The organism is Helicobacter pylori, assembly GCF_003638305.1.
GTDB classification, from domain to species: domain Bacteria; phylum Campylobacterota; class Campylobacteria; order Campylobacterales; family Helicobacteraceae; genus Helicobacter; species Helicobacter pylori_DJ.
The window spans coordinates 1-26,374 of record NZ_MVYP01000010.1; the positions used below are offsets into that span (position 1 = coordinate 1).

18 protein-coding genes and 2 pseudogenes are annotated in these 26,374 nt (G+C 39.1%); 17 read left to right on the forward strand and 3 right to left on the reverse strand.

The features are described from left to right. From EAL04_RS05450 to EAL04_RS05460, 3 genes and pseudogenes are all read right to left on the reverse strand, one after another. Positions 1-386: pseudogene (locus EAL04_RS05450) on the reverse strand (glycosyltransferase family 10 domain-containing protein); the annotation flags it as partial. A gap of 43 nt (positions 387-429) precedes the next feature. Next, entirely contained in the window at positions 430-1,053 is a 624-nt protein-coding gene (gene serB / locus EAL04_RS05455) for a phosphoserine phosphatase SerB (protein ID WP_120973820.1), read from the reverse strand. A gap of 14 nt (positions 1,054-1,067) precedes the next feature. Continuing rightward, entirely contained in the window at positions 1,068-1,571 is a 504-nt protein-coding gene (locus tag EAL04_RS05460; RefSeq protein ID WP_045005255.1) for a ferritin, read from the reverse strand. A 306-nt stretch (positions 1,572-1,877) separates the two neighbouring features. Between EAL04_RS05460 and mqnE the strand changes: the two genes are divergently transcribed. The 17 genes and pseudogenes from mqnE to EAL04_RS05545 all read left to right on the forward strand — a co-directional run bounded on the left by mqnE (position 1,878) and on the right by EAL04_RS05545 (position 26,253). Next, positions 1,878-2,960: an aminofutalosine synthase MqnE gene (mqnE, locus tag EAL04_RS05465; protein WP_120934364.1), complete on the forward strand. Its 1,083-nt coding sequence runs from the start codon at positions 1,878-1,880 to the stop codon at positions 2,958-2,960. Between the two features lie 37 nt (positions 2,961-2,997). Further along, positions 2,998-5,793, forward strand: coding sequence for an outer membrane protein assembly factor BamA (bamA, locus tag EAL04_RS05470; RefSeq protein WP_162982499.1), 2,796 nt, complete (start codon positions 2,998-3,000; stop codon positions 5,791-5,793). A 1-nt stretch (position 5,794) separates the two neighbouring features. Next, on the forward strand, positions 5,795-6,856 hold the full coding sequence (locus EAL04_RS05475; RefSeq protein WP_001873862.1) for a dehypoxanthine futalosine cyclase: 1,062 nt from the start codon (positions 5,795-5,797) through the stop codon (positions 6,854-6,856). A gap of 5 nt (positions 6,857-6,861) precedes the next feature. Then, a complete protein-coding gene (locus EAL04_RS05480; protein WP_120973822.1) occupies positions 6,862-8,163 on the forward strand; it encodes a M16 family metallopeptidase in 1,302 nt (433 codons plus the stop codon). Further along, entirely contained in the window at positions 8,163-9,587 is a 1,425-nt protein-coding gene (gene gatB, locus EAL04_RS05485) for an Asp-tRNA(Asn)/Glu-tRNA(Gln) amidotransferase subunit GatB (RefSeq protein ID WP_162982500.1), read from the forward strand. The genes EAL04_RS05480 and gatB overlap by 1 nt, the downstream gene beginning before the upstream one ends. Then, positions 9,587-10,843: a SurA N-terminal domain-containing protein gene (locus EAL04_RS05490; protein ID WP_120973827.1), complete on the forward strand. Its 1,257-nt coding sequence runs from the start codon at positions 9,587-9,589 to the stop codon at positions 10,841-10,843. The genes gatB and EAL04_RS05490 overlap by 1 nt, the downstream gene beginning before the upstream one ends. 10 nt (positions 10,844-10,853) lie before the next feature. Then, positions 10,854-11,864, forward strand: coding sequence for a tetratricopeptide repeat protein (locus EAL04_RS05495; RefSeq protein WP_120973829.1), 1,011 nt, complete (start codon positions 10,854-10,856; stop codon positions 11,862-11,864). 1 nt (position 11,865) lies between these two features. Then, entirely contained in the window at positions 11,866-12,297 is a 432-nt protein-coding gene (gene rnhA, locus EAL04_RS05500; protein WP_120973831.1) for a ribonuclease HI, read from the forward strand. Between the two features lie 10 nt (positions 12,298-12,307). Continuing rightward, positions 12,308-13,027 carry a ribonuclease III gene (gene rnc, locus EAL04_RS05505; protein ID WP_120973833.1) on the forward strand — a complete coding sequence of 240 codons (720 nt, stop codon included), beginning with the start codon at positions 12,308-12,310 and terminating at the stop codon, positions 13,025-13,027. Then, complete coding sequence (gene aroC / locus EAL04_RS05510) at positions 13,024-14,121, forward strand: chorismate synthase (RefSeq protein WP_120973835.1); 1,098 nt, start codon at positions 13,024-13,026, stop codon at positions 14,119-14,121. The genes rnc and aroC overlap by 4 nt, the downstream gene beginning before the upstream one ends. Positions 14,122-14,157: 36 nt before the next feature. Next, complete coding sequence (locus tag EAL04_RS05515; protein WP_120973837.1) at positions 14,158-14,673, forward strand: DUF2603 domain-containing protein; 516 nt, start codon at positions 14,158-14,160, stop codon at positions 14,671-14,673. Next, complete coding sequence (gene hemN / locus EAL04_RS05520; protein ID WP_120973839.1) at positions 14,673-16,046, forward strand: oxygen-independent coproporphyrinogen III oxidase; 1,374 nt, start codon at positions 14,673-14,675, stop codon at positions 16,044-16,046. Before EAL04_RS05515 ends, hemN begins: the two co-directional genes overlap by 1 nt. Further along, a complete protein-coding gene (locus EAL04_RS05525) occupies positions 16,043-17,344 on the forward strand; it encodes a (Fe-S)-binding protein (protein WP_120973841.1) in 1,302 nt (433 codons plus the stop codon). The genes hemN and EAL04_RS05525 overlap by 4 nt, the downstream gene beginning before the upstream one ends. Positions 17,345-17,594: 250 nt before the next feature. Then, positions 17,595-22,428: pseudogene (locus EAL04_RS05530) on the forward strand (type ISP restriction/modification enzyme). Next, positions 22,425-23,888, forward strand: a complete 1,464-nt coding sequence (locus EAL04_RS05535) for a P-loop NTPase family protein (protein ID WP_120973843.1) — start codon at positions 22,425-22,427, stop codon at positions 23,886-23,888. The pseudogene EAL04_RS05530 and the gene EAL04_RS05535 overlap by 4 nt, the downstream one beginning before the upstream one ends. Before the next feature lie 221 nt (positions 23,889-24,109). After that, entirely contained in the window at positions 24,110-24,922 is an 813-nt protein-coding gene (locus EAL04_RS05540) for an outer membrane protein (RefSeq protein ID WP_108348130.1), read from the forward strand. Between the two features lie 158 nt (positions 24,923-25,080). Continuing rightward, a complete protein-coding gene (locus tag EAL04_RS05545; RefSeq protein WP_120973846.1) occupies positions 25,081-26,253 on the forward strand; it encodes a pyridoxal phosphate-dependent aminotransferase in 1,173 nt (390 codons plus the stop codon). Positions 26,254-26,374 lie beyond the last annotated feature (121 nt).

The following is a 26,374-nucleotide window of genomic DNA, read 5'->3' on the forward strand; positions in this document are numbered from 1 at the left end:
AGCCTATCATAATACAAAGGCATTCTCAAATAACGATCTCTAAAGTCCAATTCATCAAAGCCTATGGCGTAATCAAAGAGGTTGAAATTAGGGACTTCGTTTTCACCGGTGTAAAACACTCTTTTAGCGTTTTGATAGGATAAGATTTTTCTAGCTGATCCAAGAGGATTGCTAAAAACTAGATCTGAGGGCTTGTTGGGGTTTTGGTGGAGGGTGATTTTGTAGCGTTGGCTTAGGATAAAATAAAGAATGTTCTTTTTAAATTCTTTAATTTCTTCATCTCCCCACCAATTCGCCACAGCGATTTTTAGGGGGGGGGGAGATTTAGAGGCCATTTTTTCAATGGAAGCACTTTCTACATAAGCGTCTAATAGGGGTTGGAACATGGTTATCCTTATGATTTAAAGGAGTATTTTACAAAAAAATTTTTTAAATCAAAGGCTTGATTAGGGCTAAATCAGGCTCATTGATGCAATGCGTGGCGTGCTGTTTTAAAACCTCTTTAGCGTTGAAAGCGATTTTGATATGGGCATGTTTGAACATGCTCAAGTCATTCGCTCCATCGCCCACGACTAGAGTGCGATCTTTACTGATATTTAATAAGCGTTGCAAGGCGAGAAGCATTTCACCTTTAGAATGCGAAAACATCATATGCCCCGTAACCAAGCCGTTTAGAGCGTTATTTTCCACGATCAGCGTGTTACTGAAAGCCGCATCTAAATGCAATAAATCCCTATAATGATTCGTCGCTAGATCAAAGCCCCCACTGAAGCAAACCACCTTGTAATTTTTCTCTTTTAAGGCGCTAACAAGCTCAAGCGCTCCTTCAAACAAAGGCAGACTTTCACAAACTTCTTTGGCTAGTTTTAAGGGCATGTTTTTGAGTTTAGACACCCTTAAAATAAGACTTTTATGAAAATCTGTCTCGCCATTCATAGCTTTCAAAGTGATCTCTCTCACTTCATCAAACACCCCCCACGCCCTCGCTAGAGACTCAATCGTCTCAGCATTGACTAGCGTGGAGTCAAAATCAAAAACGGCTAGTTTTTGCACCCAATACCCTAAAATTAAGATTTCCTGCTTTTAGCGATCCCTTTGACATACTGATCAGCCAAATACAAGCCATGGTTTTCATTACCAATCAACTCAATTTTATCCAAAATATCCTTGAAAAGCACTTCTTCTTCATGCTGTTCAGCCACATACCATTGCAAGAAATTGAAAGTCGCATGATCTTTGCTTTTTATGGCGTGATCGACGATATTATTAATAGACTCGCTGATGTGTTGCTCATGTTCATAGGCTTTTTGGAAAATTTGAGTCAAACTTTCAAACTTATGCTCAGGCGCGCTGATGCTGGTCAATTGCACAGGCACATTGTTTTCATTCAAGAAAACGATAAGCTTTTTAGCATGCTCGTATTCTTCAGCCGCATGGTCAAACAAGAAAAGCCCCGAGCCATCTAAGCTATGGGTATAGCACCAAGAACTCATGCTCATATACAAGTTGGAAGAGTTCATTTCCTTATTCACTTGTTCGTTTAGCAACTTAATGATGTCTTTTGATAACATAGTATCTCCTTTGTGTTGGTTTAAGTTGTCCCATAATTATAGCATAAATGATAATGAAAAAGTAAACAAGAGTATGAAAATTTTTAAAAATTTATAAAAATGAGAAAGAACACCAGCCAATGGCTTGATAAAGCTTAGATTTTATCATAAAAATGCTTTTAATGAGAATTAGGTCAAAAAAAGGGGTTGGTATTCAATAGGGGGGTTAAGGGGTTAAAAGGGAATATTTTTATACAATTAATAAAAAGCATTCTTCAATCTAAAAATGCTACAATGTTTATCTTTAAAATGAAAGGCGATTTAACCATGGACTTTTTAGAAAAAGTATTAGACAATCAAGTTACTGAAAGTAAAGAATTAGTGAAGCTTTATGATTATGATTTATACACGCTAGGGGAAGCAGCGGATCACATGCGCCAAAACATGCACCAAAAAATCGTGTATTTTAATGTCAATAGGCATTTAAACCCTAGCAATATTTGCGCGGACGCTTGCAAATTTTGTGCTTTTTCAGCCCACAGAAAAAACCCTAACCCTTATGAAATGAGCTTAGAAGAAATCCTAGAAAAGGTTAAAAACTCCTACAACAAGGGGATTAAAGAAGTCCATATCGTGAGCGCGCATAACCCTAATTACTCCTATGAATGGTATTTAAAGGTGTTTGAAACCATCAAACAAGAAATGCCTAATTTACACTTAAAAGCCATGACCGCCGCAGAAGTGCATTTTTTAAGCACCAAATTCAACAAACCTTTTGAATTGGTGTTAGAAGACATGCTCAAAGCCGGGGTGGATTCCATGCCGGGTGGGGGGGCAGAGATTTTTGATGAAGAAGTTAGGCGTAAAATCTGTAGTGGTAAGGTGGGTTCTTCTCGGTGGTTAGAAATCCATGCTTATTGGCACAAATTAGGCAAAATGAGTAACGCTACCATGCTTTTTGGGCATATTGAAGATAAAATCCATCGCATCGATCATATGCTGAGAATCAAAAAAATCCAAAGCCCTAAAAATAAAGTGGAAAATAAAGAAGGGGGCTTTAACGCTTTTATCCCTTTATTGTATCAAAAAGAAAACAATTATTTGAAAGTGGAAAAATCCCCTAGCGCGATAGAAATCTTAAAAACCATCGCTATATCTCGCATTCTTTTAAACAATATCCCCCACATTAAAGCCTATTGGGCGACTTTGGGCTTGAATTTGGCTTTAGTGGCTCAAGAATTTGGCGCTAACGATTTAGACGGCACGATAGAAATAGAGAGCATTCAAAGTGCGGCTGGCGCGAAGAGCCGGCATGGTTTAGAAAAAGAAGATTTGGTATTTAAAATCAAGGACGCTGGTTTTGTTGCGGTAGAAAGGGATAGTTTGTATAATTTTATACAAAAATTTTAATAATTTTTAGCGTTTTTAAGAATGATTAGTTATAATAATGCTACTAACAACACTCAAGCTAAAATCTATTAAGGAAATCAGTATTAAAAAATTTATTCTATCTTCTCTTGTTTTCGCATGTATCAATACCAGCGTTGAAGCTTTAGAAAATGGCGGCTCTAAACCAAACGATTTGACTTCTCCAAAAGAAGCCTCTCAAGAATCTCCAAAAAATGAGGCTCCAAAAAATGAGGCTCCAAAAAATGAAGCTCAAAACGAAACTTCTCAATCCAATCAAACGCCTAAAGAAATGAAAGTCAAGTCCATTTCGTATATCGGGCTTTCTTACATGTCTGACATGCTCGCTAATGAGATTGTAAAGATTCGTGTGGGCGATATTGTGGATTCTAAAAAAATAGACACCGCTGTTTTGGCTTTGTTCAATCAAGGGTATTTTAAAGACGTTTATGCCACTTTTGAAGGCGGTATATTAGAGTTTCATTTTGATGAAAAAGCCAGAATTGCCGGGGTAGAAATCAAGGGTTATGGGACTGAAAAGGAAAAAGACGGCTTAAAATCCCAAATGGGGATCAAAAAGGGCGACACCTTTGATGAGCAAAAATTAGAGCATGCTAAAACGGCTTTAAAAACGGCTTTAGAGGGTCAGGGCTATTATGGGAGCGTGGTAGAGGTGCGCACAGAAAAGGTCAGTGAGGGCGCGTTATTGATCGTGTTTGATGTGAATAGGGGGGATAGCATTTATATCAAACAATCCATTTATGAGGGAAGCGATAAATTAAAACGCCGTGTGATTGAATCTTTGAGCGCGAACAAGCAGCGCGATTTCATGGGCTGGATGTGGGGCTTGAATGATGGGAAATTGCGCTTAGATCAATTAGAATACGATTCTTTGCGTATCCAAGATGTGTATATGCGTAGGGGTTATTTGGACGCTCATATTTCTTCACCTTTTTTGAAAACGGATTTTTCTACCCATGACGCTAAGCTTCATTATAAAGTCAAAGAGGGGATCCAATACAGGATTTCAGACATTTTAATAGAGATTGACAACCCGGTAGTCCCCTTAAAAACCTTAGAAAAAGCCCTTAAAGTTAAAAGAAAGGATGTCTTTAATATTGAGCATTTAAGAGCGGATGCGCAAATTTTAAAAACCGAAATCGCTGATAAGGGCTATGCGTTTGCGGTGGTGAAGCCAGACTTGGATAAAGATGAAAAAAACGGGCTTGTGAAAGTCATTTATCGTATTGAAGTGGGCGATATGGTGTATATCAATGATGTCATCATTTCAGGGAACCAACGCACAAGCGATAGGATCATTAGGAGGGAATTGTTACTAGGGCCTAAGGATAAATACAACTTGACCAAACTGAGAAATTCCGAAAATTCTTTAAGGCGTTTAGGATTCTTCTCTAAAGTCAAAATTGAAGAAAAAAGGGTCAATAGCTCGCTTATGGATTTGTTAGTGAGCGTAGAAGAGGGACGCACCGGGCAGTTGCAATTTGGGTTAGGCTATGGCTCTTATGGAGGGCTTATGCTTAATGGGAGCGTGAGCGAAAGGAATCTTTTTGGGACCGGGCAAAGCATGAGCTTGTATGCTAACATCGCTACAGGGGGGGGCAGATCTTATCCGGGCATGCCAAGAGGGGCGGGGCGTATGTTTGCCGGGAATTTGAGCTTGACTAATCCAAGGATTTTTGACAGCTGGTATAGCTCTACGATCAATCTTTATGCGGATTACAGGATAAGCTACCAATACATCCAACAAGGCGGAGGCTTTGGGGTGAATGTCGGGCGCATGCTAGGTAACAGAACCCATGTGAGCTTGGGGTATAACTTGAATGTTACCAAACTCCTTGGTTTCAGCAGCCCTTTATACAACCGCTATTATTCCTCTGTTAATGAAGTGGTTTCTCCAAGACAATGTTCTACCCCCGCATCGGTGATTATCAACCGCTTATCAGGCGGTAGAACCCCCTTACAACCTGAAAGCTGTTCTAGTCCTGGAGCGATCACCACTTCACCAGAAATAAAAGGTATTTGGGATAGGGATTATCATACGCCTATCACCAGCTCTTTCACTCTTGATGTGAGCTATGACAACACCGACGATTATTATTTCCCTAGAAATGGGGTTATCTTTAGCTCCTATGCGACGATGTCTGGTTTGCCAAGCTCTGGCACGCTCAATTCTTGGAACGGGTTAGGTGGGAATGTCCGTAACACCAAAGTCTATGGTAAATTCGCCGCTTACCACCATTTGCAAAAATATTTATTGATAGATTTGATCGCTCGCTTTAAAACGCAAGGAGGCTATATCTTTAGGTATAACACCGATGATTACTTGCCCTTAAACTCCACTTTCTACATGGGGGGCGTAACCACGGTGAGAGGCTTTAGGAACGGATCGGTTACGCCTAAAGATGAGTTTGGCTTGTGGCTTGGAGGCGATGGGATTTTCACCGCTTCTACTGAATTGAGCTATGGGGTGTTAAAAGCGGCTAAAATGCGTTTAGCGTGGTTTTTTGACTTTGGTTTCTTAACCTTTAAAACCCCAACTAGGGGGAGTTTCTTCTATAACGCTCCCGTCACGACGGCGAATTTTAAAGATTATGGCGTTATAGGGGCTGGGTTTGAAAGAGCGACTTGGAGGGCTTCTACAGGCTTACAGATTGAATGGATTTCGCCCATGGGGCCTTTGGTGTTGATTTTCCCTATAGCGTTTTTCAACCAATGGGGCGATGGCAATGGCAAGAAATGTAAAGGGCTATGCTTTAACCCTAACATGGACGATTACACGCAACATTTTGAATTTTCTATGGGAACAAGGTTTTAAAATGCGCATCAACAGAGAAGAAATTTTGGATTTAATGAAAAACGCACCCTTGAAAGAATTAGGGCAAAGGGCTTTGAGGGTGAAGCAACGCTTGCACCCTGAAAACTTGACGACTTTTATTGTGGATAGGAATATCAATTACACCAATATTTGTTTTGTGGATTGCAAGTTTTGTGCATTCAAACGCACCTTAAAAGAAAAAGACGCCTATGTGTTGAGCTATGAAGAAATTGATCAAAAGATTGAAGAATTGCTCGCTATTGGCGGCACGCAGATCCTTTTTCAAGGGGGGGTGCACCCGCAGCTAAAGATTGATTATTATGAGAACCTAGTCAGCCATATCGCTCAAAAATTCCCCACCATCACCATTCATGGTTTTAGCGCGGTTGAAATTGATTACATTTCTAAAATCTCTAAATTGTCTTTAAAAGAAGTTTTAGAAAGGTTGAAAAACGCCGGGTTAAGCTCCATTCCAGGAGCGGGAGCAGAAATATTAAGCGATAGAGTGCGCGATGTCATTGCTCCTAAAAAATTGAGCAGTGATCGGTGGATTGAAGTGCATAGAATGGCACACCTTTGCGGGATTAAAAGCACGGCTACCATGATGTTTGGGAGCGTGGATAATGAAGAAGATGTAATAGAGCATCTACAAAGGGTGCGCGATTTGCAAGATGAAACCGGCGGCTTTAGGGCTTTTATTTTATGGAGCTTTCAGCCCAACAACACCCCCTTAAAAGAAGAAATCCCTAGCATTAAAAAAGCGAGTTCCAATCGGTATTTACGCTATTTGGCATGCAGTAGGATTTTTTTGGATAACATTCAAAACATACAAAGCTCATGGGTTACTCAAGGCTCTATGATAGGGCAGTTAGCCTTATTGTTTGGAGCGAATGATTTAGGGAGTGTGATGATGGAAGAAAATGTAGTGAAAGCGGCTGGGACGAGTTTTTGCATGAATGAAGCGGAAATGATAGAGCTTATTGAAGACATTGGGAGCGTGGCGGCTAAACGAAACACCGCTTATGAAATCTTAAAGCGTTATCCGGCTAAAGCAAAGGTATAAACAGCATGAAAAAAATTTTAATCACTTTATTATTAGGAGTTTTTATGGGGTTACAAGCGAGCGCTTTGACACACCAAGAAATCAATCAAGCTAAAGTCCCTGTGATTTATGAAGAAAACCATTTGTTGCCTATGGGGTTTATCCATTTAGCTTTTAGGGGGGGTGGGAGCTTAAGCGATAAAAACCAGTTGGGTTTAGCAAAACTATTCGCACAAGTTTTAAACGAAGGCACTAAAGAGCTTGGAGCGGTGGGGTTTGCGCAAGCTTTAGAGCAAAAAGCGATCAGTTTGAATGTGGATACCAGCACAGAAGATTTGCAAATCACTTTAGAATTTTTAAAAGAATACGAAGATGAAGCCATAACGCGCTTAAAAGAGCTTTTAAAATCCCCTAACTTCACGCAAAACGCTTTAGAAAAAGTCAAAACTAGAATGTTAGCCGCGCTTTTACAAAAAGAAAGCGATTTTGACTATTTGGCTAAATTGACTTTAAAGCAAGAACTTTTTGCTAACACCCCTTTAGCTAACGCAGCCTTAGGCACTAAAGAGAGCCTCCAAAAAATCAAGCTAGAGGATTTGAAACAGCAATTTTCTAAGGTCTTTGAACTCAATAAGCTCGTGGTGGTGCTTGGGGGCGATTTGAAAATCGATCAAACCCTTAAGCGTTTAGATAACGCTCTTAATTTCTTGCCGCAAGGTAAAGCGTATGAAGAGCCTTATTTTGAAGCGAGCGATCAAAAGAGCGAAAAAATCCTCTATAAAGACACTGAACAGGCTTTCGTGTATTTTGGCGCACCCTTTAAAATCAAGGATTTAAAACAGGATTTAGCGAAATCTAAAGTCATGATGTTTGTGCTTGGGGGAGGGTTTGGCTCTCGTTTGATGGAAAAAATCAGGGTTCAAGAGGGCTTAGCTTATAGCGTGTATATCCGCTCCAATTTTTCTAAGGTGGCGCATTTTGCTAGCGGGTATTTGCAAACCAAGCTCAGCACTCAAGCTAAAAGCGTTGCATTAGTTAAAAAAATAGTCAAAGAATTTATAGAAAAAGGCATGACGCAACAAGAATTAGACGACGCTAAAAAATTTTTACTAGGCTCTGAGCCTTTAAGGAATGAAACGATCTCTAGCCGCTTGAACACCACTTACAATTATTTTTATTTAGGTTTGCCTTTAAATTTCAACCAAACGCTACTCAATCAAATCCAAAAAATGAGTTTGAAAGAAATCAATGATTTCATTAAAGCACACACCGAAATCAACGACTTAACTTTTGCCATTGTGAGCAATAAAAAGAGTAAGGACAAATAATGCCATTTGAAGCTGTAATCGGGCTAGAAGTCCATGTCCAACTCAACACCAAAACCAAAATCTTTTGCTCTTGCTCTACAAGCTTTGGAGAAACCCCCAATTCTAACACATGCCCTGTGTGTTTGGGCTTGCCGGGAGCTTTACCGGTGTTGAATAAAGAAGTGGTTAAAAAAGCCATCCAATTAGGCACAGCCATTGAAGCCCATATCAACCAAAACTCCATTTTTGCGAGGAAAAATTATTTTTACCCTGATTTGCCTAAGGCTTATCAAATTTCGCAGTTTGAAGTCCCTATTGTGAGCGATGGGAAGTTAGAGATTGACACCAAAGAGGGCGCAAAAATCGTGCGTATTGAAAGAGCCCACATGGAAGAAGACGCCGGTAAAAATATCCATGAGGGCAGTTATTCTTTGGTGGATTTGAACCGCGCTTGCACCCCTTTATTAGAAATTGTCAGCAAGCCGGACATGAAAAATAGTGAAGAAGCCATAGCGTATTTGAAAAAGCTCCATGCTATCGTGCGTTTTATAGGGATTTCTGATGCGAACATGCAAGAGGGGAATTTCAGGTGCGATGCGAATGTGTCCATTAGGCCCAAAGGCGATGAAAGGCTTTACACGAGGGTGGAAATCAAAAACTTGAATAGCTTTAGATTCATCGCTAAAGCGATTGAATACGAAATAGAGCGCCAAAGCACGGCGTGGGAGAACGGGCGCTATAATGAAGAGGTGGTTCAAGAAACGCGCCTTTTTGACACTAATAAAGGGATCACCCTTTCTATGCGCAATAAAGAAGAATCAGCGGATTACCGCTATTTTAAAGATCCGGATTTGTATCCTGTTTTTATTGATGAAAAACTTTTAAAAGAAGCTCAAAAGATCAATGAATTGCCTAGCGCGAAAAAAACCCGCTACATGAAAGATTTTAACCTTAAAGAAGACGATGCGAATTTATTGGTGAGCGATCCTTTATTGGCGGAGTATTTTGAAAGCATGCTTAATCTTGGGGTTAAGGCTAAAACGAGCGTAACATGGCTTTGCGTGGAATTATTAGGGCGCTTGAAAGCTGAAGTTACTTTAGAAAATTGCGGAGTTAGCGCTCATGCGTTAGGCGCTTTAGCCAAACGCATTGATGAGGGCAAGATTTCAGGTAAGAGCGCTAAAGATGTGTTAGACAAGCTTTTAGAAGAGCAAGGGGGCGATGTGGATGCGCTCATTGAACAAATGGGCTTGTCTCAAGTCAATGACACGGAAGCGATTGTTAAAGTTATAGAAGAGGTGCTTAAAAACAACGCTGATAAGGTGCTTGAATACAAAAGCGGTAAGGACAAGCTTTTTGGGTTTTTTGTAGGCCAAGCGATGAAAAATTTAAAAGGCGCTAATCCTAGCGTGGTGAATGCTATTTTGAAAGAGAAATTGGGTTGATGAGGAAAATTTTTTCTTATGTTTTGAAGGCTTTGTTGTTTATTGGGATCGTTTATGCAGAGCCTGAATCTAAAGTAGAAGCCTTAGAAGGGAGGAAGCAAGAGTCTTCTTTGGATAAAAAAATCCGCCAAGAATTAAAGAATAAGGAATTGAAGAATAAGGATTTGAAAAATAAAGAATTGAAAAATAAAGAAGAAAAGAAAGAAACAAAAGCCAAAAGAAAGCCCAGAGCAGAAGTCCATCATGGGGATGCCAAAAATCCCACTCAAAAAATAACGCCTCCTAAAATCAAAGAGAGCGCTAAAGGGGTTCAAAATCAAGGCACGCAAAATCAAGGCGTTCAAAATAATACGCCAAAACTTGAAGAAAAAGAGGCAACCTCTCAAACTCTTGAAAAAAATAAAGGAGCAAGCCCTAGCTCTCAATTCAATTCTATTTTTGGTAATCCTAATGGCGCTGCCAACAACACCCTTGAAGATAAGGTTGTAGGGGGTATTTCTTTGCTTGTTAATGGCTCGCCTATCACGCTGTATCAAATCCAAGAAGAACAAGAAAAATCTAAAGTGAGTAAGGCTCAAGCCAGGGATCGTTTGATTGCGGAGCGCATTAAAAACCAAGAAATTGAGCGTTTAAAAATCCATGTAGATGATGACAAGCTAGACCAAGAAATGGCGATGATGGCGCAACAACAAGGCATGGATTTAGACCATTTCAAACAAATGCTTATGGCTGAGGGGCATTATAAACTCTATAGAGATCAGCTTAAAGAGCATTTAGAAATGCAAGAATTGTTGCGTAATATCTTACTCACCAATGTGGATACCAGCTCTGAAACCAAAATGCGCGAATATTACAACAAACACAAGGAGCAATTCAGTATCCCCACAGAAATAGAAACCGTGCGCTACACTTCCACCAATCAAGAAGATTTAGAAAGGGCTATGGCAGATCCTAATTTAGAAATTCCAGGGGTGAGTAAGGCCAATGAAAAAATAGAGATGAAAACCTTAAACCCTCAAATCGCCCAAGTCTTTATTTCGCATGAGCAAGGCTCTTTCACGCCCGTTATGAATGGAGGTGGGGGGCAGTTCATCACCTTTTATATCAAGGAAAAAAAGGGTAAAAATGAAGTGAGCTTCAGTCAAGCCAAGCAATTCATCGCCCAAAAATTAGTGGAAGAATCTAAAGATAAGATTTTAGAAGAGCATTTTGAAAAATTGCGCGTTAAGTCTAGGATTGTGATGATTAGAGAGTGATTTTTAGATTGTGCAACATTTCAATTTCCTCTATAAAGATTCTTTATTTTCTATCGCTTTATTCACTTTCATTATCGCTCTTGTGATTCTATTAGAACAGGCTAGAGCGTATTTCACCCGAAAGAGAAACAAAAAATTTTTACAAAAATTCGCCCAAAATCAAAACGCCTATGCGAGCAGTGAGAATTTAGACGAGCTTTTAAAGCATGCTAAAATTTCTAGTTTGATGTTTTTAGCCAGAGCGTATTCTAAAATCGCTGACATAGAAATGAGTATTGAAATCTTAAAAGGGCTTTTGAATCGCCCCCTAAAAGATGAAGAAAAAATCGCTGTTTTAGATTTATTAGCTGAAAATTATTTTAGTGTGGGGTATTTGCAAAAAACAAAAGACACCGTGAAAGAAATTTTGCGCTTTTCCCCAAGGAATGTGGAAGCGTTGTTAAAACTTTTGCATGCGTATGAATTAGAAAAAGATTATTCAAAGGCTTTAGAAACTTTGGAATGTTTGGAAGAATTAGAGGCTCCTGAAATTGAAACGATTAAAAATTACCTTTATCTCATGCATTTAATAGAGAATAAGGAAGATGCGGCTAAAATCTTGCATGTTTCAAAAGCGTCGTTAGATTTGAAAAAAATCGCTTTAAATTATTTAAAATCGCATGATGAAAAGCTTTTTTGGCAAGAAATTGATACAACCGAACGGCTAGAAAATGTGATCGATCTTTTATGGGATATGAATATCCCTGCTTTCATTTTAGAAAAACACGCCCTTTTGCAAGACATCGCGCGATCTCAAGGGTTGCTTTTGGATCACAAACCTTGCCAAGTTTTTGAATTAGAGGTTTTACGCGCTCTATTGCATAGCCCTATGAAAGCGCGTCTGACTTTTGAATACCGCTGCAAGCATTGCAAACAAATCTTTCCTTTTGAAAGCCATAGGTGTCCTGTGTGTTACCAGTTAGCGTTTATGGATATGGTGCTTAAAATTTCTAAAGAAACGCATGCTATGGGAGTGGATTAAGATGCAAGAAATTGAAATTTTTTGCGATGGCTCTTCTTTGGGTAATCCCGGGCCAGGCGGCTATGCGGCGATTTTACACTATAAAGATAAAGAAAAAATCATCAGTGGGGGCGAAAATTTCACCACGAATAACCGCATGGAATTAAGAGCGCTCAATGAAGCGTTAAAAATTTTGAAACGCCCATGCCATATCACGCTTTATAGCGATTCGCAATACGTGTGCCAAGCGATCAATGTGTGGCTGATTAACTGGCAAAAAAAGAATTTTTCTAAAGTTAAAAATGTGGATTTATGGAAAGAATTTTTAAAAGTCTCTAAAGGGCATTTGATTGTGGCTGTTTGGATCGAGGGGCATAACGGGCATGCCGAAAATGAACGATGCGATAGTCTCGCTAAATTAGAGGCGCAAAAACGGGTCAAAACGACCACTTAAAGGGAAAAAGATGAAAAACAAACGCTCTCAAAACAGCCCTTATGTAACGCCTAATAACCCTTATACAACGCTAGAAAAAGCTTTAGGGTATTCTTTTAAAGACAAGCGTTTATTGGAACAAGCCCTAACGCATAAATCATGCAAGCTCGCTTTAAACAACGAGCGCTTGGAATTTTTGGGCGATGCGGTGTTGGGCTTGGTGATAGGGGAGCTATTATACCATAAATTCTATCAATACGACGAGGGCAAACTCTCTAAATTAAGGGCTTCTATCGTGAGCGCACATGGTTTTACGAAATTAGCGAAAGCGATTGCTTTGCAAGATTATTTGCGCGTTTCTTCTTCTGAAGAAATTTCTAAGGGGAGGGAAAAACCCTCTATTCTGTCAAGCGCTTTTGAGGCTTTAATGGCTGGGGTGTATTTAGAAGCAGGGTTAGCTAAAGTGCGTAAAATCATACAAAATTTACTCAATCGCGCTTACAAGCGTTTGGATCTGGAGCATTTGTTTATGGACTATAAAACCGCTTTACAGGAATTGACCCAAGCACAATTTTGCGTGATCCCTTCGTACCAATTACTCCAAGAAAAAGGTCCCGATCACCATAAAGAATTTGAAATGGCTCTATACATTCAAGATAAAATGTATGCGACCGCTAAAGGCAAGAGTAAAAAAGAAGCTGAACAGCAATGCGCTTATCAAGCGCTTCAAAAACTTAAGGAAGCCAAATGAACACTTTGGGGCGTTTTTTAAGGCTAACGACCTTTGGGGAATCGCATGGGGATATGATAGGGGGGGTATTAGACGGCATGCCTAGCGGGATTAAAATAGACTATGACTTATTAGAAAAGGAAATGAAGCGCCGCCAAGGGGGGAGGAATGTTTTCATTACGCCACGAAAAGAAGACGATAAGGTGGAAATAACAAGCGGGGTTTTTGAAGGTTTTAGCACAGGGACGCCCATAGGGTTTTTAATCCACAACCAAAGGGCTAGGAGCAAGGATTACGATAGCATTAAAAACCTTTTTAGGCCTAGCCATGCGGATTTCACTTATTTTCATAAATACGGCATTAGGGATTTTAGAGGTGGAGGGAGGAGTTCGGCCAGAGAGAGCGCTATAAGAGTGGCTGCTGGGGCGTTTGCTAAAATGCTTTTAAGAGAAATTGGTATTGTTTGTGAAAGCGGGATTATTAAAATTGGGGGTATTGAAGCCAAAAATTACGATTTTAATCACGCCTTAAAAAGCGAGATTTTTGCCCTAGACAAAGAACAAGAAGAAGTGCAAAAAACAGCCATTCAAAACGCTATCAAAGACCATGACAGCATCGGGGGCGTGGCTTTGATTAGAGCGAGGAGCGTGAAAAGAAATCAAAAGCTCCCCATTGGTTTAGGTCAAGGGCTATACGCTAAATTAGACGCTAAAATCGCTGAAGCAATGATGGGGCTTAATGGGGTGAAAGCGGTTGAAATAGGCAAGGGGGTAGAAAGCTCTTTACTAAAAGGCTCAGAGTATAACGATTTAATGAATCAAAAAGGGTTTTTAAGCAATCATAGCGGAGGGGTTTTAGGGGGCATGAGCAATGGGGAAGAAATCATTGTTAGAGTGCATTTCAAACCCACGCCAAGCATTTTCCAACCTCAACAAACCATAGACATTAAGGGCAATGAATGCGAATGCTTGTTAAAGGGTAGGCATGATCCTTGCATTGCGATTAGAGGGAGTGTGGTGTGCGAGAGTTTGCTTTCATTGGTGTTAGCCGATATGGTATTACTCAATTTGACTTCAAAAATAGAGTATTTAAAAACGATTTATAATGAGAATTAAACGAAATTGGATACAATCAGCTTAAAAAGGATATAAATGGAAAAATTACCTAAAAAACGAGTTTCTAAAACCAAATCACAAAAACTTATCCATAGCCTAACCACCCAAAAAAACAGAGCCTTTCTCAAAAAAATCAGTGCTAATGAAATGCTTTTAGAGTTAGAAAAAGGGGCGTTTAAAAAAAATGAAGCCTATTTTATTTCTGATGAAGAAGATAAAAATTATGTTTTAGTGCCGGACAATGTGATTTCTCTTTTGGCAGAAAACGCCAGAAAGGCTTTTGAAGCCAGGCTTAGGGCGGAATTAGAAAGGGATATTATCACCCAAGCGCCGATTGATTTTGAAGACGTGCGCGAAGTTTCTCTGCAATTGTTAGAAAATTTACGCCAAAAAGACGGGGATTTGCCCAATATCAACACCTTAAATTTTGTCAAACAAATCAAAAAAGAACACCCTAATTTATTCTTTAATTTTGACAACATGTTCAAACAACCCCCTTTTAATGAGAATAATTTTGAAAATTTTGACAATAGCGATGAGGAAAATTTTTAATGCAAACCATTGATTTTGAAAAATTTTCACAATATTCAAAGCCTGGCCCACGATACACCAGCTACCCCACAGCGGTGGAGTTTAAAGAAAATTTTAATGAAGAGAGCTTGAAAACGGCGTTTTTTAACCATGACAACCTCAAAAACCCCATGCCTTTATCGCTTTATACGCATTTGCCCTTTTGCAGGAGCGCGTGTTATTTTTGCGCTTGTTCAGTCATTTACACCAGTTTAGAAGAGAAAAAAACCCGCTATATCAGCTACCTTAAAAAAGAACTCGCCCTTTTAAAAAACGCCATGAATACCAACAGAGAAGTGGCGCAATTCCACTATGGAGGCGGCACGCCGACCTTTTTTTCGCCCATTCAATTAGATGAAATCACCCAAAGCATTCAAGAAATTTTCCCTAATTTCAGCAAAGATATTGAAATGAGTTGTGAGATTGATCCTAGGCATTTCACTAAAGAACACATGCAAACCTTGTTTGATAGGGGGTTTAACCGCTTGAGTTTTGGGGTGCAGGATTTTGATTTGGAAGTCCAAAAAGCCATTCATAGGATCCAGCCTTTTGAAATGGTTCAAGAATCCGTGAAGCTCGCCAGAGATTACGGCATCAAATCCATTAATTTTGATTTGATTTATGGCTTGCCCAACCAGACTAAAGAGAGTTTTTTAAAAACTTTGGAATGGGTTTTGAAATTAGATCCGGACCGATTAGCGGTGTTCAATTACGCGCATGTGCCTTGGGTGAAAAAAACGATGCGTAAAATTGATGAAACCTTATTGCCAAGCCCTAGAGACAAGCTAGAGATTTTAGAAGCTCTTATCAGTTTTTTAGAAAAAGCCAACTACCAAATGATAGGCATGGATCATTTCGCTAAAAGCGATAATGAATTGTATTTGGCCCTTCAAAAGGCGGAATTGCGCCGTAACTTTCAAGGCTATACCACGAAAAAATTCACTCAAACCATTGGCATTGGCGTTACAAGCATTGGCGAAGGGAGCGATTATTACACGCAAAATTATAAGGATTTGCACCAGTATGAAAAAGCCCTTGATTTGGGGAATTTACCGGTAGAAAGGGGTGTAGCACTCAGTCAAGAAGATGTGTTGAGAAAGGAAGTTATCATGCACATGATGAGCAATTTAAAATTGGATTACTCTAAGATTGAAGAAAAATTTGCTATTGATTTTAAAGCGCATTTTAAAAAAGAATTAGAAAAATTAAAGCCTTATGAAGAAGCGGGCTTGCTTTCATTCAATTCTAAAGGCTTTGAGATGACAAGAACAGGGGGCATGCTCGTAAGAAACATGGCCATGGAGTTTGACGCGTATTTGCGTGGGGGCGAAAAACATTTCAGTAAAACGCTATGAATGAGAATGTTAATGGAAATATTTTTGAAGAAGTAGGGGACGCTTGCGTTAAATGCGCTAAGTGCGTGCCAGGTTGCACGATATACCGCATCCATAAAGACGAGGCGACTTCGCCTAGGGGCTTTTTAGATTTGATGCGCTTAAACGCTCAAAACAAGCTCCAATTAGACACGAATTTAAAACACCTTTTAGAAACTTGTTTTTTATGCACCGCTTGCGTAGAAACCTGCCCCTTTCATTTGCCCATAGACACTTTAATAGAAAAAGCCAGAGAAAAAATCGCTCAAAAGCATGGCATCGCTTGGTATAAAAAATCCTATTTTTCCCTTTTAAAAAACCGCAAAAAAATGGATAGGGTGTTTTCAACTGCGCATTTTTTAGCCCCTTGCGTTTTCAAGCAAGTAGGGGATAATTTAGAGCCTAGGGCGGTGTTTAAAGGCTTGTTCAAACGCTTCAAAAAAAGTGCTCTGCCTCCCTTAAATCAAAAAAGTTTTTTACAAAAGCATGCAGAGGTTAAGCCTTTAGAAAACCCCATTCAAAAAGTGGCGATTTTTATAGGGTGCTTGAGCAATTACCATTACCAGCAAGTGGGGGAAAGCTTGTTGTATATTTTAGAAAAGCTCAACGTTCAAGCGATCATCCCTAAGCAAGAATGCTGCTCAGCCCCTGCGTATTTTACCGGCGATAAAGACACCACGCTTTTTTTAGTGAAAAAAAACATAGAATGGTTTGAAAGCTATTTAGATGAAGTGGATGCAATCATCGTGCCTGAAGCCACATGCGCTAGTATGCTTATTAATGATTATTACAAGGTGTTTTTAGGCGAAACAGATAGGGATTTGTATGTGAAGCGCTTGGAAAAAATCACGCCCAAAATCTATCTGGCGAGCGTGTTTTTAGAGAAACACACCCCTTTAAAAAGTCTTTTAGAAAAAATCCCTAAGGGGAAAAAAGAGGCTATCACTTATCATAACCCTTGCCATGCCAAAAAAACCCTAAACGCTCACAAAGAAGTGCGAAACTTGCTCAATTCGCATTATGAAATTAAAGAAATGCCGGACAATTGCTGCGGTTTTGGGGGGATTACCATGCAAACCGAAAAGGCGGAGTTTTCTCTAAAAGTGGGGCTTCTTAGGGCTAAAGAAATCATAGACACTAAAGCTAGAATTTTGAGTGCAGAATGTGGGGCATGCCACATGCAATTAAACAACGCTTTAAAGTCTTTAGATGACCCCAACACCCCCTCTTTTTCACACCCTTTAGAACTCATCGCTAAAGCTTTAAAAAGCGCTGAATAGAGGTTAAAAAGCGCTTAAAGGCATTTTTAACAATTAAAATATCAAAGAGCTTGCGAAAAGCAAGCGATAGCTTATTGAAAAAAGCGGTCTTCTTGGGTTAGGGGGTTGTAGGGGGGGAATTATTTCAAAATACCCTCCTATCCCCTTAAGAGTTTTACAATAAAATAAAATCTAAAACGATAAAGCAAGTTAATTAAAATCCTATTTTTTTATATAATACAGAACTTTAACCCACTATAAGGAATGAAAAATGCAAGAAATCAGCGCCTACGAACTCATCAAAGAAAAATTGCACGCCATACCCAACCAACGCCATAAAGGGAGCTGGTTTGAAAAAATTTCTAAGCAATTTTTACAAGAGCATGACAGCGCTAACGAATACGAGTCTATTGATCTTTGGTATGATTGGGAATTAAGGGGGAAGGAGCGCGATAAGGGGATTGATATAGTCATTACGACCTCAAACAAAGAATACATCGCCGTGCAATGCAAATTCCATCAAAATAGCATCTCGTATAACGACATTTCACCTTTTTTAACCCAATTGCTAAGCGGGGTGGGGGAGGTCAGGTTTAAAAAAGGGATCATCATCTCCACTTCTAATTTAACCTCTGAAGCCCTTAAAGCAATCGAACAAATCAGAAGCGCAGGAAAGGATATTGATATTGACATTATCAGTGAAGAGGATTTTATTTATTCTCGCATTGATTGGGAAAAGTTTGATCCCACAAAAACCGAAGACGAAATCCCCTTATGCGATAAGAAAAAGCCGCGCACCCACCAACAAGAAGCCATAAACGCCACTAAAGAGTATTTTCTGACCCGAAAAACGCTAGAGGCAAGCTCATTATGGCATGCGGAACCGGCAAAACCTACACTTCTTTAAAGATTATGGAAGCTTTAGATCCCAAGATCACGCTTTTTCTAGCGCCAAGCATCGCTTTGCTTTCTCAAACTTTTAGAGAATACGCGCAAGAAAAAAGCGATCCCTTTTACGCTTCTATCGTGTGCAGCGATGATAAAGTCGGGAAAAGTAAGAACGAAGACAATGACGATATTAAATTTTCTGAGCTCCCTATAAAGGCCTCCACTCGCCTTGAAGACATTTTAAGCGTTTATGAAAAAGCGCAAAAAGAAAACAAGCGCTTCATTATCTTTTCAACTTATCAAAGCGCGTTGCGTATCAAAGAAGCACAAGAAGCGGGTTTAGGCGAAATCGATCTCATTATTTGCGATGAAGCGCACAGAACGGTAGGGGCTATGTATTCTACCAATGAAAGGGACGATAAAAACACTTTCACGCTTTGCCACAGCGATGGAAATATCAAAGCTAAAAAACGCCTGTATATGACCGCCACGCCTAAAGTGTATAGCGAAAGTTCTAAAGCTAAAGCCAAAGAGAGCGATAATATTATCTATTCTATGGATGATGCACAGACTTTTGGCGAAGAAATCTATACGCTCAATTTTGAAAGAGCGATCGCTTTAGATCTCTTAACCGATTACAAAGTCATCATTTTAGCGGTGCGTTCAGAAAATTTAAGCGGCGTTACTAACAGCGTGAATAAGAAGATCAGCCAGCTTGAAGCCAAAGGCACTAAATTGGATAAAAAGCTCATCAATAACGAATTTGTGTGCAAGATCGTTGGCACGCATAAAGGGTTAGCCAAGCAGGATGTGATCGCTTTAGACGATGAAAACAAAGAAGACAACGACTTGAAAAACAAAGCAGACACCTTTGTTTCTCAAAGAGCCATAAGCTTTTGTAAAAGCATACAAACGAGTAAAAATATCAAAGACTCCTTTGAAACAATCATGGAATGCTATGATGAAGAGCTGAAGAAAAAGAGTTTTAAAAACCTACAAATCGAAATCGATCATGTTGATGGCACCATGAATTGTAAGGAGAGGCTTGAAAAATTAGAAGAATTAAATAAATTCGAGCCTAACACTTGTAAGGTTTTGAGTAACGCCAGGTGTTTGAGCGAGGGGGTGGATGTCCCGGCGCTTGATAGCGTTATCTTTTTTGATGGTAGAAGCGCGATGGTGGATATTATCCAAGCGGTGGGTAGGGTGATGCGCAAAGCCAAACGCAAGAAAAGAGGCTATATCATTTTGCCTATCGCTTTAGAAGAGAGTGAAATTAAAAACCTGGATGAAGCCGTCAAAAACACCAATTTCCAAAACATTTGGAAAGTGCTAAAAGCCTTAAGAAGCCATGATTCAAGCCTCGTTGATGAAGCCACTTTCAAAGAAAAAATCAAAATCTTTGGAAGCAATGATGAAAGCAATCCAGACGATGAGGAAGAGTTACAAAAAGATAAAACCCAACATCAAAACGATCCCAAACAAGCCCAAAAAACCCTTTTTGACGCTATCTTGCTGCAAGATCTAGCGAACGCCGTGTATAACATCATGCCCACTAAATTAGGGGACAGGAATTATTGGGAAAATTTCGCCAAAAAAACGGGAAATATCGCAAGGACCTTGAATAACCGCTTGAAAGAGCTTTTTGGCAAAAACCCTGAAATTTTTGACAACTTTTTAACTTCGTTAAGAGGCAATATCCATCAAAGCATTAAAGAAGAGGAAGCCTTGGACATGATCACTTCCCACATCATCACTAAGCCCATTTTTGATGCGCTTTTTGGGGACAATATCCAAAACCCTATCGCTAAAGCCTTGGATAAAATGGTTCAAAAACTCGCCACTCTGGGCTTAGAAGGGGAAACTAAAGATCTTAAAAACCTCTATGAAAGCGTGAAAACCGAAGCAACACACGCCAAAAGCCAAAAAAGCCAGCAAGAACTCATTAAAAACCTCTACAACACTTTCTTTAAAGAAGCCTTCAGGAAGCAAAGCGAAAAACTAGGGATCGTTTATACGCCTATAGAGGTGGTGGATTTCATTTTAAGAGCCACTAACGGCATTTTGAAAAAGCATTTCAACACGGATTTTAACGATCAAAGCATTACGATTTTTGACCCATTCACGGGCACCGGGAGTTTTATCGCTCGTTTGCTTTCAAAAGAAAACGAACTCATTAGCGACGAAGCCTTGAAAGAGAAATTTCAAAAAAATTTGTTCGCTTTTGACATCGTGCTTTTATCTTATTATATCGCTTTAATCAATATCACCCAAGCCGCGCAAAATAGGGACAGCTCGTTAAAAAATTTCAAAAACATCGCGCTCACGGACAGCTTGGATTATTTAGAAGAAAAAAACGATAAGGGGGTATTCTCGCTCTTTTATGATTTGAAAGAAAACAAAGACATCAAAGACACTCTAGCCGGCCAAAACATCAGAGTCATCATCGGCAACCCTCCTTATTCAAGCGGCGCCAAAAGCGAAAACGATAACAACCAAAACCTTTCACACCCTAAGCTTGAAAAATGGGTTACTGAAACTTACGGCAAAAATTCCACCGCCAAAGTGGGAAAACCACACGAGACACGCTCATTCAGTCAATACGCATGGCGAGCGATCTTTTAAAAGATAAGGGGGTGGTAGGCTTTGTGGTGAACGGGAGTTTCATTGACTCTAAAAGCGCGGACGGGTTCAGAAAATGCGTGGCACAAGAATTTGCGCATCTTTATGTGCTGAATTTGAGGGGGAACGCTAGGACTTCAGGGGAAACTTTTAAAAAAGAGGGAGGGAAAATCTTTGATAGCGGATCCAGGGCGACGATAGCGGTTATCTTTTTTGTGAAAGATAAGGACGCCCCCAATCATACGATTTTTTACTATGAAGTGGAGGATTATTTGAAAAGAGAAGCCAAACTCAACCTGCTCGCGGGTTTTGAAAATTTGGAATCTGTGCCTTTTAAGGAAATCACCCCGAACGACAAAGGCGATTGGATCAACCAAAGGAATGACGATTTTGAAAAACTCATCCCTTTAAAAAGAGACAAAAAACTCCAAAACGACAGCATTTTTGACATCAATTCTAATGGGGTGACGAGCGGTCGTGATCCTTGGGTGTATAACTTTTCTCAAAAAACTTTAAAGCAATCGGTGCAAAACTGCATTGACGCTTATAACGCTGATTTGAAGCGCTTCAATGAGCGTTATAGGGAAGCCTTCAAACAACGCACGGCTAAAGATAAAGGTATCAAGCCAGCCGATCGCTACAAGCACCTTAATTCTCAAGAAATCACCACCGATAAAACGAAAATCGCTTGGACTCGTAGTTTGAAACAAGGATTTATTAAAAATGAAAATCTGCCGGAAAGCGGCATGGAGCGCGTAAGGTTAGCCCTGTACCGCCCTTTTAACAAACAATGGCTTTATTGGGATAAGGATTTAATACACAGACAAGGACGATTTTCAAAAATTTTCCCGGACAAAAGCGTGCGCAATGTGGTGATTAATACAAGTTCAATGGCTTCAAAAAATTTTTCCTGCTTGATTGCAAACGAGATTACTGATTTCCAAACAATGGCAAACAATCAAGCTTACCCCTTGTATTATTACGACGATCTGGGGAACCGCTATAACGCTATCAGCGGCTATGCGCTCAACCTCTTTAGGAGGCATTATAAAGATAATGCTATCGTTGAAGAAGAGATTTTTTACTACATTTATGCGGTTTTCCACCATAAAGGCTATTTGGAAAAATACAAAAATTCCCTCGCCAAAGAAGCGCTGCGAATCGCTTTGAGCGAAGATTTTAAAGAACTCTCTATTCTTGGCAAGGAATTGGCCGAATTGCACCTGAACTATGAGAGCGGGGAAATGCACACAAGCGTTAAACATAACTTATTAGAGAGCGCCGAAATAGAGGGCTATTATGATGTGGTTCAAATGAAAAAGGATAAAAAGGGGGATCGCATCCAATACAATCACCATATCACCATCACTCAAATCCCTACAAAAGCCTTTGACTATGTGGTGAATGGCAAGAGCGCGATTGACTGGGTGATCGAACGCTATCAAAAGACTATGGATAAAGAAAGCTTGATTGAAAACAACCCGAATCATTACGCCGGCGGCAAATACGTTTTTGAACTCCTTTGTAGGGTCATCAAACTCTCTGAAAAAAGCGTGGATTTGATAGAAAAAATTAGCGAGAAGAGGTTTGAGTGAGCGAAAATAGTATCATAGAAATTAAAGAGCGAGAGATCTTAAAAGAAAAGATTATTGAGCCTCTAAAAAAGAGCAAGGATCAAAATAAGCCTGTCGCTATTGCCATTAATGGGGAGTGGGGGATAGGAAAAACCTATTTATGGAAAAATGAATTAGCTCCACTCATTAGAGAAGAACTTAAAAAAAATCCCATTTACACCTCTGTTTTTGGAAAAAAAGATGAGCAAGCGATCATTGAAGATCTAGTCGCTCAATTTTTAAGCGCTGAAAAACAAAAAACTAATTCAATAAGAAACATCATTAATGGGATACTTTCATTTCTTAGTGTGCATTTTGGAGTAAAAATAAATGTTAATGTTGATTTTTTATTCAAAATGCTTAAAAAAGAGCATATGGAAAATACCATTGTGTGTATTGATGAGTTTGAAAGACTATCTGATAAGATCCCAGTGCAAGATATTTTGGGGTTGATTTCTGAACTCAAGGAACATAAGGGGTGTTGTGTTATTGTGATTTGCAATTACTTTTACTTTAAGCTCTTTACTGATGAGACACAGAAAATATTTAATGTTTATTGTGAAAAAGTTTTTGACAGAATGTTTAACTTTTCTCCTTGTGCAAAAGAACAAATTGAAGTAATGGGTGGTCATCCAATTGAAACTGATTTTGAAGCTTATCCCTATATGAAAGATACTTTCAATATTGATGATAACACAACCAATCTTAGAACATTTCAAAAATTAAATAATATATATGATGAATTGCAACTAAAAAAGTATCCAAATGATGATGAGTTTAAAAAAATATACAAATACTTACTATATTCAATAGTTTATGCATGTTATTTTGATTTATATGATAAATATTATACTTCATTTAATTCATTTCCCATAAAACTTCCTATAGAATTAAAAGGAAATACAATAGATCTTCTCTCTCCAAACTCTACAATCTTTAAAGAAGTGATGGAGCAACAAGCACCAACAATAAAAAATGGTATAGAGAGTATAAAAACAAACGCTTCTTATAATCCAAAAGAACTCCAAAATTGCCTTAAAAACATGACAAATAAAATCATTCAAGATACAAAATACCACAATGATTTTTTAAAAAAGTGTCAAACAAGCAAAGACTTTGAAGAGACATCAATTGAGTTTTTTCTTGAAAATAAAGACAATCTCAAAGCTTTCCCTTATATTTTTGGTTTTAGAATTCTTAATTATAACTCTCATTTTTTATTAAGGGCAGTTATGGAAAATCATAGAGATGAATGTTTGGAATTAATAGAAAAATGGTATAAAAGCGCATCCCAATACCGCAATGAAAATCAGCAAGATTTGGGGGAATATTTTTGGATCAACGATTACACTTTTAGTTTGCCACTCAAAGAAACACTTAAATTATTAAACATCAATCTTTCAAAAGATTTTCTTTTGTATTCATACAACCACCCACTTTAATTGATTTTCTCAAATTAAAAAACGCATTTTTCCAACTATCCTAAACGACTTATCCCAAAATCCCCCAAAAACAGAAAAAATCGCAGAGCCAAACCGCTAAAACCCCCTAGAAAATTTAAAATTTTAAGTTTTAGGGGTGTTTTTCTTAAGAATTTAGGTTTTTTATAGATTATTATGTTATTATTATACGAAATGTAGACTTTTAGAAGGAAAAATGTTGTATGAAAAAGTTTGTAGTGTTTAAAACGCTCTGTTTATCGGTAGTGTTAGGTCATAGTCTTGTGGCAGCAGAAGGTAGCACAGAAGTGCAAAAACAATTGGAAAAGCCAAAAGAGTATAAAGTAGTGAAAGGCGAGAAAAACGCTTGGTATTTGGGGATTAGCTATCAAGTCGGTCAGGCTTCACAAAGCGTTAAAAACCCCCCAAAGAGCAGCGAATTTAACTACCCTAAGTTTCCTGTGGGTAAAACCGACTATCTAGCCGTTATGCAAGGTTTAGGGCTTACTGTGGGTTATAAGCAGTTTTTCGGGGAGAAGAGATGGTTTGGTGTCCGTTATTACGGCTTTATGGATTATGGGCATGCCGTGTTTGGAGCGAACGCCTTGACATCAGATAATGGTGGGGTGTGCAAACTCAATGAGCCATGCGCGACCAAAGTAGGGACAATGGGCAATCTGTCTGACATGTTCACTTATGGTGTGGGTATTGACACTTTATACAATGTCATCAATAAAGAAGATGCGAGTTTTGGATTCTTTTTTGGGGCTCAAATTGCGGGTAACTCTTGGGGTAATACGACAGGGGCTTTTTTGGAAACTAAAAGCCCTTATAAGCACACTTCCTATAGCCTTGATCCGGCGATTTTCCAGTTCCTTTTTAATTTAGGGATCCGCACCCATATTGGCCGGCATCAAGAATTTGACTTTGGCGTGAAGATTCCCACTATCAATGTTTATTACTTTAACCATGGGAATTTGAGCTTCACTTACCGCCGTCAATACAGTCTTTATGTGGGGTATCGTTACAATTTCTGATTTAAAACGCTTGTTTTTCTCTGATTGGATTTTCAATTAGAGTTTTCTTGCATAAACCACCGCTTTCTTTTGAAACATTTTTAAAAGTTTTTTGAAAATTAGAATTAAAATCTTTTTGATCATGTTATGATAATCCAAAAATTTAATAAGGATTAAGCATGCTCTATTCTTCTAAAATCCAATCCCTTTCAGAATCCGCAACGATCGCTATCAGCACGCTCGCTAAAGAATTGAAATCGCAAGGAAAAGATATTTTAAGTTTTTCAGCGGGCGAGCCTGATTTTGACACCCCGCAAGCGATCAAAGAGGCGGCTATAAAAGCCCTAAATGACGGCTTTACAAAATACACTCCAGTGGCTGGTATCCCTGAATTGTTAAAAGCGATCGCTTTTAAATTGAAAAAAGAAAACAACTTGGATTATGAACCGAGTGAAATTCTGGTGAGTAATGGCGCTAAGCAAAGCCTGTTCAATGCGATTCAAGCCTTAATAGGGGAGGGCGATGAGGTGGTTATCCCTGTGCCTTTTTGGGTAACTTACCCTGAGCTTGTGAAATACAGCGGAGGGGTGAGTCAATTCATTCAAACCGATGAAAAAAGCCACTTTAAAATCACTCCCAAGCAGCTTAAAGACGCCTTAAGCCCCAAAACAAAAATGCTCATTCTCACCACCCCATCAAACCCTACCGGCATGCTTTATAGCAAGGCGGAATTAGAGGCTTTAAGCGAAGTTTTAAAAGACACCAAAGTTTGGGTGCTTAGCGATGAAATTTATGAAAAGCTTGTCTATAATGGGGAGTTTGTTTCTTGTGCGGCGGTGAGTGAAGAGATGAAAAAACGCACCATTACCATTAATGGCTTGAGCAAGTCAGTGGCGATGACAGGCTGGCGTATGGGCTATGCGGCGAGCAAGGATAAAAAATTAGTCAAATTGATGAATAACTTACAAGGCCAATGCACTTCCAATATCAATTCTATCACGCAAATGGCTTCTATTGTGGCGCTTGAGGGGTTGGTGGATAAAGAAATTGAAACGATGCGTCAGGCTTTTGAGAAGCGCTGTAATTTAGCCCACGCAAAAATCAATGCGATTGAAGGGCTGAACGCTTTAAAACCTGATGGGGCGTTTTATCTGTTTATTAATATTGGTAGCCTTTGTGGGGGGGATTCGATGCGATTTTGCCATGAGCTGTTAGAAAAAGAAGGCGTGGCGTTAGTGCCTGGAAAGGCTTTTGGATTGGAAGGCTATGTTCGTTTGTCTTTTGCATGTTCAGAAGAACAGATTGAAAAGGGGATTGAACGCATCGCTCGCTTTGTCAAATCAAAGGGATAAAAAAATTGGTATTTAAAAAAGGGGGGACTTTTAATCTTGTTTGGAATTTGATATTGTGGTTAGTGGCATAGCGTGGTATAATGGTTTGATTTAAAAGTTTGAAAAGTGCAGTTTTCATAAC